The following is a 15,179-nucleotide window of genomic DNA, read 5'->3' as shown; positions in this document are numbered from 1 at the left end:
GGTTCGTTTTATAATAAAGCCTTCTTTATTCGCTATACCCAAAATGGTCGACACAGCAATAATGTTATTTATACACACCATATTGCCCATCGCAGCACCGGCCGATTGCAACGCCAGCACAAGTGTTACCGGCAGCCCGACTTGTTCCGCTATTCCCAATTGAATGCCACCAAAGGTTAAATTTGACACCGTCGCTGACCCAGAAAAGAACGACCCTAACGCACCCAGTAACGCCGCGGCGTAACCCCAACTATCACCGAGCAATCCAGCGAACGCTTGCGCTAACAGTAACATCGGCGCGTCGTTTCCACCTTGCATCATCAAATTCACCATCATCAATGCACCCATCAACGACAACATGGGCAAAAACAACCGCCGCCCTGTATCACGAAACGCACTCACAACACGGGTCCGAGACATAGCAAAAAGAGGAATACAAAGTAACGACACAATCAAAAATGGAATCATCGCTGGTACATAAAGACTTTTGTATTGCCAGCTTACCTCGGTTCCTAAAATACCGGTAAGACTGAAAACCAGTGCTTTACTCACCTCAAATTCCGCATTACCAAGCGACGCCGTCCACCATGGCGATAACGTGTTCAGCACGTCTTTCAGCCCCCATTGAGGAACACGCGTCACAATCAGGATCACAATCAGCAAAACAAAGGGAATAAACACCTTTGCCACAGCCCATTTCGATGCATTACCGTCGACAAAAACATCATCCAGCGACGACGTTAATCCAATGCCATTTTTCGCCAACACCACACTCAGCGTCAGGCCAATCGCGCCGCCAATCAATGCAGGAAACTCGTAATTCCACTGTGCGAACAACACATAAGGCACAGTACAAGAAAGAACACTGAGAAAGATAAAACCCGTATTTTGACGTATTTCCTGCCAGCCGAGCAAAAAACGTAACGCTATAAAGGGAATCACCAACGCCGCCAAACTGTTCAATAACGCGGTTTGTTTTGCTATCTCCATAAACTGAGTGTCTGACAGAGACAGGCCCGACAAACCAAACCAAATTGGTGTACCGACCGCGCCAAACGACACAGGTACCGAATTCATCACTAGAGCAAAAATGGCCACCGAAATGGCAGGAAAACCCAAGCCGACTAAAATCGGAGCGGCTATCGCGGCAGGCGTGCCAAAACCAGACGCACCTTCTAACATGAACGCAAATGCCCAACCGATGATCATCAACTGCGCCACTTTATTCGCACTGATACTTTTCAGCCACTGGCTCAGTACCGATTCGGCACCGGAATAAAAAAGTATACGATTCAATAAAATAGCGCCCGCGACAATCGAAATGGGCGTAGAAACCGATAAAACACCCGCAATGATATTCGCGCTGAGTAACCGAACATCCGCCTCAAAGAACAATAACTGAATCAACGCAATCAACAGCGCCGTCATAGGCAACGCAATATGGGATGGCACCGCCTTGTGCTTTGTCATCGCCCAAATCAATAACAAAATGGGCAAACCAGACACGAGTGTATTCATGTTTTTCCTTGGATTTTTTTAGAAGTATAGCCAATCGATTGATCCGGTATTGACCCTATCGGTTGCGAAAATCACGCCATAAAGCACAGTTTACTCAGTCTTTCTTATCGCCCTATTGATCACTGTCATAAAAAATACCCATAAAAAAGGGTCATCCGACGAACAGACAACCCTTTTTTTTCTAATTCGATCGACACACTAAGGCGCGTCTCGTTGAGAAGGATCGCGTTTAAATGCGCTGGCTAGAGTTTGAGGATCCACAACATCTCGATTCACCTTCGCCGCTTGCGCCCACCACACCAACTGGTTCAAAGTGCGACCAAAATACCCAAACCATTCGGCCTCGTCTTCTCCAGATTGCACCTTCCCCTCTGCTGAAAAAATTGCCTGAGCTTTAGGCACATGAATCATCGCAGAAACAGGCAAACAACCCAACTCAGATAAGAAACTACGCATGCCAATTGCCGCTCGCATACCGCCCCATTGCCCCGCCGAATACGTCACGATCGCGCTCGGCTTGTATGAAAACAAGGAACTGCCAAAGTGGTTGAGCAAATTCGCCAACGCCGGGCTCATCGAATGATTGTATTCAGGGCTCACCATAATATAGCCATCTGCAGACGCTATTTTCTGGGCCAACGCCTCCAGCTTTGGTGGCACCTGACTTTTCGAGTAGGAAAAATGCGGCTTAAATACAGGTTCTAATGGATAATCTAACGCATCAACCAATTCGATTTCATGCTCAGAATGCTGACTAAGAAAACACGCAAAACTGGCTTTCGCTACGCGTTCACCTAAACGAGCAGGTCGCGGCGGTGTGCTGTTTCTAACCGTTCCTAAAAATAGGAGAAACTTCATAATATAGCGCATCCTTTTATTAAAAAAAATCGATGTATTGTGACCGCAGTGCGATGATCATGGCACAAATAACGTCATCTTTTAAAAACATTCTGCTCTGGCACTTAAACCATCGACGCTTTACCGCTAGAATAGCCGCGATTTGATATTCCTCATTTATTTGAAAGCAGCGAGCGATCCCATGAAAATACTCATTAGCCTTATCCGCAACCTACTCGGTTGCATCATAGTGATCCTAGATCTCGCAACCCGAGGCACAAAGCTAAAACGCACTCCTGAGAAACAACAACAGGTGAACAATGACGTAAAAAGCATGGCGCTTTATCAATTTTTTGCTTGCCCTTTTTGCATCAAAACTCGTCGTACCATCTACAAACTCAATCTACCAATTGAAATGCGCAGCGCGTCTGAAGGTTCACCTCACCGCGAAGAACTCTTGACTGGCGGCGGTCAAATTAAAGTCCCTTGCCTACGCATCGAAGAAGATGGCAAAGTCGAATGGATGTATGAATCTTCAGACATCATTCGTTATCTTGAAACCCGCTTTGCTTAAAGACGGTTAAACCGCTTTCTTAAAGATCTCGAGGCATAAAAAAACGGCGCCTATTTTATAGACGCCGTTTTTTTATAACTAACCAAAAGACCTAATTTCATCTTCGGTTAAATACCGCCATTGACCGACATCGACATCCAACTGAACTTCGCCAATTTTTTCTCGATGCAAACCAACCACACGATTGCCAACCGCGGCGAACATACGCTTTACTTGATGAAACTTGCCTTCGGTAATGGTTAACAGCACTTCTCTTGGCGACACATTGACCAGTTCAGCGGGACGAGTTAAACCTTGCTCGCCTTGCAATTGTACACCTTGTTTGAATTTCATCGCGACATCATCGCCTAGTGCTCTGGACAATGTCACACGATACACTTTACGGCAGTCGTTCACTGGCTGCGTAATATGAAACGACCAACGCCCGTCATCTGTGATCAATACCAATCCTGTTGTATCGGCGTCCAAACGCCCCGCGATATGAAGTTCTGAGGCGTGATCGATGTCTAAACCATTGAACAGTGATGGATACACTTCATCGATATTGGAACAGATGGTTCCTGCAGGCTTATGCAAGAGAATATAACGAAAAGCGCGCGCCTTTAACGTCACGCCATTGAAGAGGATGGTGTTGTTTTCATGCACTTGCGTGGCTTCGTTTATCGTAATGTCGCCATTCACACAAACATCGCCATTCTGAATACATTGAATAGCGTCCTTTTTGCTGAGTTCGGTACTTTTACACACAAATTTATCAAGACGCATGATGGACAACATAAAAACGGTTAGAAGCATGCCATTATGCTTTTTAAGCCCATTTTTTCAACGGCTTATTCAATTTATCAGCGGCGTTTATGACCTGCTCTACTTCCCTCTCGCTTTGCAGGCGCTTTATGATGAATAGCATCGTCCAGCCATTAGTGTAATGATGTCATCTATGTAGCAACCTGTTTTTTGAGTTGGATTTTATGTCATTATTTGAAATCGTGTTTGAATGGGTTAACGTCCATTGGGTCACCATCATTGTTGTTTTTCACATCAGCCTTTCTATTCTGACATCCTTGCATGTACTGCTTTTCAAAGAGAACGAACGGACCTCTTTGGCTTGGATTGGCCTTGCGATACTTTCCCCCATTATTGGAAGTCTGTTCTATTGGTTGTTTGGCATCAATCGCATCAAGCGCTTAGCGCAAAAAAAACACCCTCAAACCCGCAAACAAGATATCCGCCATCCGAAAAAAGGCATCGAGTTTCATAACCTGCCGAAAAACTGGCACTCCTCCATTATCGCAGGTCATACCATTCACCCTGTTAATCACCTAGAAAACAACCGTATTGAACCACTGATAAATGGCGACACCGCCTACCCAGAAATGATTGAATCCATCCACAACGCAACACACTATGTCGTGTTATCAAGCTATATTTTTGATTACGACGCCGTTGGACGCCAATTTGTGAATGCGTTGGCCGAAGCGCACCAACGAGGCGTGATAGTAAACGTCTTATTAGACGGCATTGGCGTTGGCTATAGCTGGCATAAATCGGATCGAGCATTAAAAAAACGCGGCGTAAAAGCCAGTCGTTTTTTACCCGCCATTTCGCTGACTGGCATCCGTTTTATTAACCTAAGAAATCACCGAAAAATACTCTGCGTGGACGGTGACGTAGCGTACATTGGCGGCATGAACATCAGTCAAAGCAACATGGTTGGATCGGCAAAACATCCCGTTGATGACGTGCAGTTCAAAGTAAAAGGCCCAGTGATTGATCAAATTAGTCAGGTCTTTATGGAAGATTGGTATTTTGCCACCGGCGAGTTAATACAATTCCCCGCTTTTAAACCACATCCACTGACACCGGAAAGCGAATCATCCGTCATTGCTCGTGTCATTCAAGATGGTCCAGATGAACACCACAATAAAATACGCTGGACATTAATCAACGCCTTAGTCTGTGCTCAAAAGAGCGTTAAAATTATGACACCCTATTTCATTCCCGACCAAACACTCATGACGTCGCTTCATGCTGCGGCATTACGAGGTATATCAGTCGAAATCATTGTGCCAAAAAACAGCAACATTCCATTTTTAGACTGGGTGATGGAAGCCAATTTCGCCAGAATGATGGAATATGGCATCAGAATTTACAAAAACAAAAGGCCCTTTGACCACAGTAAAATCGTCCTCATAGACGATATTTGGTCATTTGTCGGCTCCACCAATTGGGACGCCCGAAGTCTGGAGTTCAATTTCGAAATCAACCTAGAATGTTTTGATAAAACCCTAAACAAAGAGCTGACGACGCTGTTTGCCTTAAAAAAACAAAATTCGGCGCTCATCCTAAACGAGCAACTAAACAGTAAGCCGCTTTATAAAAGGGTGCGTAATAACTTGTTTCGTTTATTTTCACCTTACCTGTAATGAACTCGCTTCATCACCTGAACGCCAAACGTTTATTGAAGGCCATTTTCCATGATTAAAAGCCGTTACAACGCCGTCGAGTCCATAAAAATAATGGGGCATGCGCCAAAACAAAGCCTGGGGGAAAATATCGATGTCTTGCTGTGGAATGTTTTTAAATGCCAAAAAAAAGGATGGCAAGAAGACTTCAAGCAACTCATTAGCAACAAAGATTTAGTGCTCTTGCAGGAAGCGATTCTAAACTCGCCTTTTGATGGCCATTTTGAAAAATCTTTTCAGCACCAATGGGTCATGGCACGCAGCTTCAGACACGTGAAAACCAATATAGAAACAGGTGTAAAAACGGGTGCGAGTGTGGCGGCAAATAAACACTATTTTTCCGCTTCAGAACATTGTGAACCTTTATCAAAGACCAAAAAAATGTTGCTGGCAACCGAATACCCTCTCGATGGCCATGAACAAGCCCTGCTCGTTGTGAATTCTCACCTGATAAATTTTGTGTCATTCAATAAATTCAAAGCCCACCTAGACCAAGTTTTCCAAACGCTGGAACACCATGACGGACCAGTTTTACTCGCAGGAGATTTCAACACATGGAATGGTAAAAGGATGCGATATTTTAATGCGCTCGCGCTCTTATTTTCATTAACAGAAGCGACCATGATACGACAGCCAAGGCTGAGTCATTTGTTCCGCCACCTCGACCATGTTTACTATCGTGGTTTAGACGTTGTCGATGCGCACGTGCATACGCACATTCACTCGTCTGATCACTACCCCATCAGCCTAACCTTACGGACGCGAACTGCGGCTGACACAAAATAATGCCTCGTTTTGATGTCGCTCTCATAAACGGATGCGGCGCAACGGATTTGAACGGACTCTAGATCATTCACTCAACCCATGACAAAAATGTTTTTAATGCGCTTAGAGCAACAAACACAGGCTTTTGCGCTATACTGCGCGCATTCGTCTTACGGTAAGCCTTAAGACGCTCCTTAAAGCACCCCTTACGACAATCTGTCAGAGCTCCTTATGCCATTTTCAAAATTAGGATTATCAAGTCCTATCGTTAAAGCGATCAAAGAACTCGGTTACAAAAAACCGACGCCTGTACAAGAACAAGCCATTCCTATCATTCTTTCGGGCAAAGACCTTATTGCGACCGCGCAAACCGGCACCGGTAAAACCGCAGCGTTTGTGCTACCCACACTTGAGCGATTCAATAAAGTCGGCACATTACGCGGTAAACGCATCCGCGCACTGATTCTAACGCCAACACGCGAATTAGCGGTGCAAGTGGAAGCCAATGTTGCTCTGTACAGCAAACACTTAAAACTGACCTCTATGGCCGTTTATGGTGGCGTAGACATGGAAGCACAAAAAGAACGTCTGATTGAAGGCGTTGATATTCTTGTTGCCACACCAGGTCGATTGCTAGATCTAGCGCATCAGCGTGCATTGCACTTTGATGAACTGGAAGTTTTAGTGTTGGATGAAGCCGACAGAATGATCGACATGGGCTTTGCCGAGAATCTGTACAAAATTCTGGATCGTCTACCAGAGCGTCGCCAAAATCTCTTATTTTCTGCGACCATGACAGACAGCGTTCGCGCGCTGGCAAATGAATTTTCCGACAGCAAAGTCAGCGACCAAGCCGAAGAAATCACCATATCGCCAAAAAGCAAAACCGCGCCGAATATCAAACAATGGTTAATCACCGTCGATAAAGACACAAAATCTGCCTTATTGAGCCATTTGATTAAAGAACAAGAATGGGATCAGGCGCTTATTTTTATCGAGAAAAAACACGGTGCGGCCAAACTGGTTGCCCAGCTTGCCAAACGTGGCATTGAAGCCGATTCCATTCATGGGGATCGAAGCCAAGCCATGCGTGAAAAAATCCTTGCCGATTTCAAATCTGGCAAGCTCAAGTACCTTGTCGCAACAGGCGTTGCCGCACGTGGTATCGATATTGGTGAACTGAGTCGCGTCGTGAATTACGACCTACCGTTTAAGCCAGAAGAATACGTTCACCGTATTGGTCGTACTGGCCGTGCTGGCGCTGCAGGTGAAGCGATTTCTTTTGTTGCCATGGGGGACTTTAAAAACCTAATCGCCATTGAAAGCCGCTTAAAACACATTATCGTCCGTAAAGAGATTGCCGGTTTTCCAGTCAGAAAAGTCGTGCCGGTTTCTATCTTAAATTACGTGCGTAAAGCAAACCGTTAAGTAACTCGTTCAACGACGAGTTCTAGCTTAACCTTCGTTAAATCGCCCTTTGAACACAGCCATTTATACCGTGTTCGAAGGGCGTTTCTTTATATAGCTTTATGAAAAATCCCCTTCGATCCGATCCTTTTGTTTTTTCTCACGATTCTCCGTGGTTTTTAACCTCGCCCTTTATTGCTTCATGCCGACCGTATTAACTGAATTTTAAGTTACAAAAACACACAAACCTAGATAGTATGTTATACCCCTAAATAAAAATACGATGTTGGTTAGAAAGCAAAGCGATGAAAGACAATGTAACAGTATCCGTTTCTTCAATTCATGGCACAAAGCACTTTAGCTTTGGAAAGAAAACGCGCCATACCTTTAAAGTGGCTAGCGGCATTATTTTGCTGTCTATCTTGCTTGCGGCCGGAATCATCTATTATTTACTCAATGATGCTGAATTTTCAAAATTAAAATTGCGCGAGCTGGAAGACAAATCCACCTCGTTAAGCAGAGAAATAACCTCGCTAACCGCGCTAAAAGTAAGCTTGGAACAAGATTTATCGGAACGTGAAGAGCGCATGCAATTGGTGTCGGATCGATTGGGGGATTTAGAAAATCTTCTCGGCATGGAAAGCAATAGTGGCGAAGAAAACAACCGCGACGAGCTTGAATCACGCTTAGACACCGCCACCATCAACTCCTCGATTCGAGTGGCCATGTTGACGCAAATTCCAAGCGGGCCGCCAGTCAAAAACGCAAGAACCTCGTCAGGCTATGGAAAACGTATCCATCCTGTAACGGGCATAATGAAGTATCACCGTGGACAAGATTTTGCCGTAAACACTGGCACCCCAATTTATGCGCCAGCGGATGGTGCGATCGAAGCCGTACGCCCAAGCAACAAAGGCTCTGGCAACTTTCTTCGTATACTGCACTCTTACGGATTCTCAAGCTCGTATTCGCATTTAAGCAAGTTTGTCGTGAGCAAAGGCGACTTTGTTAAAAAAGGCGATTTGATCGCTTATTCAGGAAACAGTGGATTAACTTCTGGGCCACATCTTCACTATGAAGTAAGGTTTGTAGGACGCCCGTTAGATCCAAAATCATTTTTGGATTGGGATATGGATAACTTTGATGCAATTTTCAAAAATGTAAGAGGGATAGGATGGGAATCTTTGGTGGGCAAAATAGAGTTAAGAGTCAGTCATCAACTACAACTCTCATCGCAGAAGGCTGCACAATTAACGGGCACCTTATAGTAGCGAATCAGCTGCAAATTGATGGACAAGTTGAAGGCCAAATTAAAGCCGCTAACCAAATAAAAATTAGCGCATCAGGTAATGTCGTGGGTGAAATCATCACTGAACACCTGATCATAAACGGCCATTTTGAAGGTATTTGTCACGCCACACGCATTGAAATTTTAAGCTGTGGTCACGTTAGCGGAACCGTCTTTAGCGACAATCTAAGCATTGAAGCTGGCGGTAAGTTTATGGGGGTAACCAACCCGTCCGAAGCAACCGTCTCGATACAAGAAGACATACCCGACCTAACAGACAACATCAATTTAATCAGCAACGATCCACCGCTGTAATATCAAATGAAAAAAGGGCTTGAGCGTCTTACACTATCCTGTAAGAAATCCAAGCCCTTTTTTATGTTACCGTCCAAAGCACTTAACAGTTATGCCGGTGAAAACACCTTCAACAGCTCAGCATTGGTCGGAAACTCATTGAGCAGATCCACCAGCTGCTTCGTACCATCAACAGGCTTAAGATCCGTCAACGATCGGCGCAATGCCCTTACCTTTTCAATGTCTTTGGCATCAATCAACAGTTCTTCACGGCGCGTACCGCTTTTCGCAATGTCCAACGCAGGGAAAATACGATGACTCGCCACATCGCGCGACAACACCACCTCCATATTACCCGTGCCCTTGAACTCTTCAAAAATCACCTGATCCATCCGACTGCCCGTATCAACCAAGATGGTCGCGAGGATCGTCAGCGATCCGCCGTTTTCAATGTTTCTCGCGGCACCAAACAACTTTCGCGGTATTTCTAAGGCTCGGGTGTCTAGCCCGCCAGACATGGTACGCCCGCTGCTTTTTTGTCCCGCATTATGAACTCGAGAAAGCCGTGTGAGAGAATCAATCACGATCATCACATCGTGACCTTCGCCTGCTTCTTTACGTGCTTTTTCAAGCAGCTCATCAGCGACTTTAACGTGTTGTGTGTAACTTTCGTCCGAAGATGAAGCGTGAACCTCCGCCAAAACACTGCGTTTGAAATCGGTCACTTCTTCTGGTCGTTCATCAATCAGCAAAGCGTAGAGTTTGATCGCAGGGTACGCGTTACTCACTGCCTGACAAATATGCTTCAGCGTGGTGGTTTTACCCGATCCCGGCGGGGCAACAATCAACCCACGTTGGCCCATTCCAATTGGCGAGATCAGATCCATTGCACGCATTGAAAGCTGATTAGAACCCGACTCTAATCGAATACAAGGCGCAGGATGAATCACAACGCCATTCATAAAACGTTTAATAGGATCATTAGAAAACGGATCTTCAACCGCCTGCGGCTCAGGTTCTACGTCTTTTGATCTCTTGCCTTTCAGGCTGAGTATTTTTCTCGTCATAATATTGACCAATGGCTCTTATAAAGTGATTTTAAAATAGGTGATATTTACAGCCGACCACGAAGGCGATCGTGCTAATGATTCCGTCATCACCCTTCATTTCGATTTAGACAGCGCCCTCTTGGTTCATTGCCTTCATGGAGCACAACATCAGAATGCAAGAATTCTGCCGCCTCGGCCGACCCTTTTACCTTGACCGCACTGCGCGCTAACATTTCGGCTTCAAAATCTGTTAACACACTGTCTCTAATGCCGATTTTTCGCCAATCTTCCTGCCACTCAGACGGCGGCTGACAACCTTTGGTGATGCTTCGAGCCAATGCCAGCGCGTCTAATAATGCTTGATTCGCCCCTTGACCTTTAAATGGGCTCATTGGATGCGCCGCATCGCCTATCAAGGTAATGCTTTTGCCTTTCGCCAATAATGCCGCGTCCAACAAAGTACGGTCGTACACAGGGTAACCTGATATATGCGTTTCTAACGTGGCCGCTAAGATCTGAGGAATCGGATCGTGCCATTGCGTACGTTTGCACGCTTCTTCTTTCAATGCCGTCACGCCTTGCGCACTCAGCGCTTTCGCGTCCTCTTCGGGCATGGGGAAACTCAATTGCCACATCACAGATTCCGCGTCATACGGCATGATGTAAATTCGTTCATTGCCATTGGCGGTTTGAAAAACCGTGGCTGAATCCAGCAAATCGCTCTCAAACCCATTCAGATCTTTTAACGGACAAATGCCGAGAATCACAATACAGCCTAAATAACGCAGCGGTGTTGTCTTTTCACCAATCAGTTGTTTTCGAACCACGCTGCGGATGCCATCGGCACCGACCAATAAATCGGCCTTAACAACTTTGCGCTCTTCGTTTACCGAACCCTTTTGTGGATTCTTCACATGAAACATCAGCTCAACACCGTCGGCTTCTGTTTCTTTGAAATCCACCAATTGATGATTCCATTGCACGCGCACTTGATCGCCTAATGGATCATTCAACTGACCGTCTAACTGACCAAGCAAGGCTAAACGCAAAGACTGACGCGCGATGTGAACATTGGTACGTTTCGACGAAGACAATTTCTGCGGCGTTTGCTCATCGGACTGCATCCACTTGCGCATGCCCCATTCGCCGACCACTTCGCCTTGTGTGGTATGAACCAAATGACGAGTAGACACCACGCCCGCTTCTAATGAAAACAAGCCCAAGCCTTCAACCGCTTTAGTGGCTTGCTGCAACGTCAATCCATAACCCTGAGAACGGGCTTCAAAACCGCTATCGCGCTCATAGAGCGTAAAGGGAATACCACGGTGCAAACACGCCACGGCCAGCGCCACACCGCCAATACCGCCACCAACAATCGCAACATGTGGGAAGTTTTCTGTATCGGCAACCGGGAAAGTCGCCATAGCAAGCAAGCCAGAACCCGCGCATTTCACACAGTCTTCAAGATGGCCTTGCGGACGAACAGGAGCAAGCCCTTCACCATTCGATTTTTCGAACGCGTCCAATGCTTTCTGGTAACGCAGCTTCACTTTCTTGCGCAGCTTTCGGCTCTTTTTACCGAGCCCCAAACATTCAGGACAAACCGCCCAACAACCTTCTTGATGTTCCAATGTACTCACTTCTTTATTGAACTGGATTTTGATGGCTCTTCTTTGCAGAATGCCTATTTTAGAGCGCAGGTTTAGACCGTTTTTTTAACTATTTTTTATACAAATATTAATGAGATGGCTCAAGCCTCTTCACCATATTCAGACTCACGGTTTGAAATCCCATGTCGGCGTAAAGCGTTTGAGCCGCTTCGTTGTTAGAAAAGACATGCAAGCCAATATTGACAATATTGTGTGTCGCGGCAAATTCTTCGATTTCCTTCAGGGCAAGCTTGGCATAACCCTTTCGGCGATATTCCTGCTTAATTTCTAAATCATAAATGAAAACCGTGCCCGTGGTCGCACTGTTTTCAAGCGACAACCATATGCTGCCAACCGACTCATGCACGTCTGGCACTTTCATTTCAAAAAAATGGTTGTTTTCCGTCTCGATACCAAGTGGCAACAATCGCTCTGTATCACGTCGGGAGCGCGTTAAGGACCCCGCTTTCTGCCATCGGCCTGATTCGACATTTTCTTTTGCATACTGCACGATCAATTCTTCAATGTAGGATGAAAAAAACGGTTTAGACATGGGAACTAGTAAAGGCATAATGACTCCATTCACGTAAGGTTGGGGGGAATCCTACTGTAATGTTTCAAGTATTCATTAATTTTTGAATAAAAGAAGGTTTTTTTAGACTGCTATCAGCTTATTGATAAGTAGCTGTTGTAAAATACGGAAAATCAAATACGAACACGACCGATTTCAAAGCCGATTATTCCTTAAAATCGCCAACGGAAAAAGCACCAACACCAGGCTTTTCCAAGAAGGTCGCTCGTATCAACTCTCATGCTATTAGGACACCCCAATCATGCCGTTATTGTTCGAAGAAATCGACAGCCAAGAATCCCCTTTAGGTGAAATTTCCCTGCGCAGACGTCGCATCCCCGCGTTTGGCGACAGAGATATCTACGAAGTAAAACTGGGCGAAGAATTTCTGATGTCGAGCATGTTTGTCGATGCAGAAGAAGCGTTATCCACCCTTGGCTTAGCGCAAGTACAAGGCGATAACTTGAGTGTGGTTGTCGGTGGATTGGGCTTAGGTTACACCGCCGTGGCTGCGTTAGAAGACGAACGTATTACCGAGCTGCTTGTGGTTGATGCGTTAGACACCGTCATCAGCTGGCATCAAAAAGAGCTCGTTCCACTGGGAAAAATACTCAACGCAGACAAACGCAACCGTTATATTTTGGGCAGCTTTTTCGACCTCGCCACAGACCCTAGTACTGGATTTGACCCAAGCCATGCTGGTAAAAAGTTCGATGCTATCTTGCTCGACATCGACCATTCCCCTACCGAATACCTAAACCCAAGCAACGCCGGTTTCTACACCACAGAAAACCTATCACGCATGGCAGAACAACTGAAACCAAACGGTGTATTCGCCATGTGGTCGCAAAACCCACCAGAAAACAACTTCATTGAATTGCTAAAAACCGTATTTCAGAACGTCGATTCACACCTAGTGTCATTCGATAACCCGTTTCAAGGCGGACAATCGACCAACTCAGTGTATGTTTGTGTGAAGGGGTAATGCCCACACAAGATACTCGGGGTTGTTCTGTATTATTTCGTATATCGATTCCATCATTACCTTCTAGGCATAACACCCCAAGCAGGGACAACTTTTAAGCGGGATAAAATTATTATTTAGCACAAATTTATCTGCTTGCTCTGCAATGCCTTTAAAAACTCTGGTGCTAAATCTGCGCCATTCGGCTAAACAATAGTCTCTAGCTCTGGATCGACAGTGACATTCTGGAGCTCAGTTAAATCCTTAAGAAGTTCAAACATAGAGCCTTTGAGTTCATCAGCTAATACTGTTCAACAAGCCTCCTCAACAAATTCAATAACGCCCTCAAGAAATTTCGTAATTGAAGCAATCGCTCAAAAAACCAATCATTCGTAGGGACAAAAATAACAACAGTCAGGAGTTCTGATATGAGCGAATTTTTTAAGACAGTGCCATTTGTAAAATACGAAGGCGCAAATTCAACTAACCCTTTTGCTTTCAAACATTACGATGCGAATAAGGTGCTAATGGGCAAAACCATGGCAGAGCATTTGAGAATGGCGGCCTGTTATTGGCACAATTTCTGTTGGCAAGGAAGCGATGTCTTTGGGGCAAATACCTTTGATCGACCTTGGTATAAAGCGGCATCCGAAATGGACGCAGCGAAGCTAAAAGCCGATGCGGCGTTTGAATTCTTCACAAAATTGGGCATTTCTTATTACAGCTTTCACGACATTGATGTCAGCCCAGAAGGCCGTTCGTTAAAAGAATACATTAACAACTTCGCAGAAATGGTCGATGTCCTTCAAGCTAAGCAAGAAGCTACTGGCGTGAAGCTTTTATGGGGGACGGCAAATGCCTTTTCCAACCCAAGATACATGTCTGGCGCGGCGTCAAATCCGAACCCAGAGATCTTCGCTTACGCGGCGACTCAGGTGTTTCATGCGATGAATGCGACCAAAGCATTAGGCGGGCAAAACTATGTCTTGTGGGGCGGTCGTGAAGGTTATGAAACCCTACTAAATACCGATTTGAAACGTGAACGCGCCCAACTTGGTCGTTTCATGCAAATGGTGGTTGAACATAAATACAAAATCGGTTTCAAAGGCACCTTATTGATCGAACCAAAACCGGCTGAGCCAACCAAACATCAGTACGATTACGATACCGCGACGGTGTACGGTTTCTTGAAAGAGTTTGGTCTTGAAAAAGAGATCAAGGTCAACATTGAAGCCAACCACGCCACATTAGCGGGTCACAGTTTCCATCATGAAATCGCCACTGCATGCTCTTTGGGTCTTCTCGGCTCAGTCGATGCCAACCAAGGCGACGCGCAATTAGGCTGGGATACAGACCAATTCCCGACCAGCGTAGAAGAATACACATTGGTGACGTATGAGATTCTGAAAAACGGCGGTTTCCAAAACGGCGGCTACATGTTTGACACCAAACTGCGCCGTCAGTCGATGGATCTGGAAGATTTATTTCACGGTCATATTGGAGCCATGGATACCTTGGCGCTGTCATTAGAACGCGCAGTGAAAATGATCGAAGACGAAAGCTTGTCGAAAATGGTCGATCAACGCTATGCGAAATGGAACGACTCTTTGGGTGCAGACATTTTAGCTGGCAAGCATACTTTGCAAGACCTTGCGGCTTACGCAGAGAAAAATAATCTTGACCCTAAAGCCGTTTCTGGCCGTCAAGAAATGCTAGAAAATGTAGTGAACGGTTTTATCTATAAATAACACCGAAACATTCAGTACAAAATAAAAAACACAGGCCAGTGACACTGACCTGT

The 15,179-nt window shown here is 45.4% G+C and carries 14 protein-coding genes; 8 read left to right on the top strand and 6 right to left on the bottom strand.

The window, feature by feature from the left end; all coding sequences use genetic code 11:
• Together D104_RS28060 and D104_RS28055 are read right to left on the bottom strand one after the other, a co-directional pair.
• The coding region (locus D104_RS28060) for an L-lactate permease (protein WP_024023988.1) at window positions 1-1,518 on the bottom strand (1,518 nt) is incomplete at its 3' end.
• Window positions 1,519-1,716: 198 nt separating this feature from the next.
• Entirely contained in the window at window positions 1,717-2,376 is a 660-nt protein-coding gene (locus D104_RS28055) for an NADPH-dependent FMN reductase (protein WP_024023987.1), read from the bottom strand.
• Between the two features lie 181 nt (window positions 2,377-2,557).
• On the opposite strand from D104_RS28055, the gene D104_RS28050 reads away from it, so the two are divergent.
• A complete protein-coding gene (locus D104_RS28050; RefSeq protein WP_024023986.1) occupies window positions 2,558-2,929 on the top strand; it encodes a glutathione S-transferase N-terminal domain-containing protein in 372 nt (123 codons plus the stop codon).
• Window positions 2,930-3,007: 78 nt separating this feature from the next.
• Here D104_RS28050 and D104_RS28045 read toward each other — a convergent pair whose 3' ends face one another.
• Complete coding sequence (locus D104_RS28045; RefSeq protein WP_024023985.1) at window positions 3,008-3,724, bottom strand: pseudouridine synthase; 717 nt, start codon at window positions 3,722-3,724, stop codon at window positions 3,008-3,010.
• A gap of 173 nt (window positions 3,725-3,897) precedes the next feature.
• Between D104_RS28045 and cls the strand changes: the two genes are divergently transcribed.
• The 5 genes from cls (at window position 3,898) to D104_RS28020 (ending at window position 9,166) form a co-directional block, all read left to right on the top strand.
• Complete coding sequence (cls, locus tag D104_RS28040; protein WP_024023983.1) at window positions 3,898-5,352, top strand: cardiolipin synthase; 1,455 nt, start codon at window positions 3,898-3,900, stop codon at window positions 5,350-5,352.
• A gap of 51 nt (window positions 5,353-5,403) precedes the next feature.
• Window positions 5,404-6,177: an endonuclease/exonuclease/phosphatase family protein gene (locus tag D104_RS28035; protein WP_024023982.1), complete on the top strand. Its 774-nt coding sequence runs from the start codon at window positions 5,404-5,406 to the stop codon at window positions 6,175-6,177.
• A gap of 210 nt (window positions 6,178-6,387) precedes the next feature.
• Window positions 6,388-7,584: a DEAD/DEAH box helicase gene (locus D104_RS28030; protein WP_024023981.1), complete on the top strand. Its 1,197-nt coding sequence runs from the start codon at window positions 6,388-6,390 to the stop codon at window positions 7,582-7,584.
• A gap of 284 nt (window positions 7,585-7,868) precedes the next feature.
• Window positions 7,869-8,831 (top strand): peptidoglycan DD-metalloendopeptidase family protein, encoded by a 963-nt coding sequence (locus D104_RS28025; protein WP_024023980.1) that lies wholly within the window; start codon window positions 7,869-7,871, stop codon window positions 8,829-8,831.
• A complete protein-coding gene (locus D104_RS28020; RefSeq protein ID WP_024023979.1) occupies window positions 8,738-9,166 on the top strand; it encodes a bactofilin family protein in 429 nt (142 codons plus the stop codon). The genes D104_RS28025 and D104_RS28020 overlap by 94 nt, the downstream gene beginning before the upstream one ends.
• An 89-nt stretch (window positions 9,167-9,255) precedes the next feature.
• Here D104_RS28020 and rho read toward each other — a convergent pair whose 3' ends face one another.
• The 3 genes from rho to D104_RS28005 form a co-directional block, all read right to left on the bottom strand.
• Window positions 9,256-10,212, bottom strand: coding sequence for a transcription termination factor Rho (rho, locus tag D104_RS28015; protein ID WP_024023978.1), 957 nt, complete (start codon window positions 10,210-10,212; stop codon window positions 9,256-9,258).
• Window positions 10,213-10,301: 89 nt separating this feature from the next.
• Window positions 10,302-11,825, bottom strand: a complete 1,524-nt coding sequence (locus D104_RS28010; protein WP_024023977.1) for an FAD-dependent monooxygenase — start codon at window positions 11,823-11,825, stop codon at window positions 10,302-10,304.
• Between the two features lie 106 nt (window positions 11,826-11,931).
• The gene (locus tag D104_RS28005) at window positions 11,932-12,414 is read right to left on the bottom strand and encodes a GNAT family N-acetyltransferase (protein ID WP_024023976.1); all 483 of its coding nucleotides are present in this window, start codon (window positions 12,412-12,414) and stop codon (window positions 11,932-11,934) included.
• Window positions 12,415-12,676: 262 nt separating this feature from the next.
• On the opposite strand from D104_RS28005, the gene D104_RS28000 reads away from it, so the two are divergent.
• Both D104_RS28000 and xylA read left to right on the top strand, forming a co-directional pair.
• Window positions 12,677-13,399 (top strand): polyamine aminopropyltransferase, encoded by a 723-nt coding sequence (locus tag D104_RS28000; RefSeq protein ID WP_024023975.1) that lies wholly within the window; start codon window positions 12,677-12,679, stop codon window positions 13,397-13,399.
• 407 nt (window positions 13,400-13,806) lie between these two features.
• The gene (gene xylA, locus D104_RS27995; protein ID WP_024023974.1) at window positions 13,807-15,126 is read left to right on the top strand and encodes a xylose isomerase; all 1,320 of its coding nucleotides are present in this window, start codon (window positions 13,807-13,809) and stop codon (window positions 15,124-15,126) included.
• Window positions 15,127-15,179 lie beyond the last annotated feature (53 nt).

Source organism: Marinomonas profundimaris (assembly GCF_000508165.1).
GTDB lineage: Bacteria > Pseudomonadota > Gammaproteobacteria > Pseudomonadales > Marinomonadaceae > Marinomonas > Marinomonas profundimaris.
The sequence above is the reverse complement of the archived record's forward strand: the minus strand, read 5'-3'. Positions and strand labels throughout refer to the sequence as shown.

What these genes read in the sequence shown, in the direction of transcription:
- D104_RS28025 (WP_024023980.1), top strand. Translation starts at nt 7,869, where the DNA reads ATGAAAGACAATGTAACAGTATCCGTTTCTTCAATTCATGGCACAAAG.
- D104_RS28005 (WP_024023976.1), bottom strand. Translation starts at nt 12,414, where the DNA reads ATGCCTTTACTAGTTCCCATGTCTAAACCGTTTTTTTCATCCTACATT.
- rho (WP_024023978.1), bottom strand. Translation starts at nt 10,212, where the DNA reads ATGACGAGAAAAATACTCAGCCTGAAAGGCAAGAGATCAAAAGACGTA.
- D104_RS28045 (WP_024023985.1), bottom strand. Translation starts at nt 3,724, where the DNA reads ATGCTTCTAACCGTTTTTATGTTGTCCATCATGCGTCTTGATAAATTT.
- D104_RS28055 (WP_024023987.1), bottom strand. Translation starts at nt 2,376, where the DNA reads ATGAAGTTTCTCCTATTTTTAGGAACGGTTAGAAACAGCACACCGCCG.
- D104_RS28000 (WP_024023975.1), top strand. Translation starts at nt 12,677, where the DNA reads ATGCCGTTATTGTTCGAAGAAATCGACAGCCAAGAATCCCCTTTAGGT.
- D104_RS28050 (WP_024023986.1), top strand. Translation starts at nt 2,558, where the DNA reads ATGAAAATACTCATTAGCCTTATCCGCAACCTACTCGGTTGCATCATA.
- D104_RS28030 (WP_024023981.1), top strand. Translation starts at nt 6,388, where the DNA reads ATGCCATTTTCAAAATTAGGATTATCAAGTCCTATCGTTAAAGCGATC.
- cls (WP_024023983.1), top strand. Translation starts at nt 3,898, where the DNA reads ATGTCATTATTTGAAATCGTGTTTGAATGGGTTAACGTCCATTGGGTC.
- D104_RS28020 (WP_024023979.1), top strand. Translation starts at nt 8,738, where the DNA reads ATGGGAATCTTTGGTGGGCAAAATAGAGTTAAGAGTCAGTCATCAACT.
- xylA (WP_024023974.1), top strand. Translation starts at nt 13,807, where the DNA reads ATGAGCGAATTTTTTAAGACAGTGCCATTTGTAAAATACGAAGGCGCA.
- D104_RS28035 (WP_024023982.1), top strand. Translation starts at nt 5,404, where the DNA reads ATGATTAAAAGCCGTTACAACGCCGTCGAGTCCATAAAAATAATGGGG.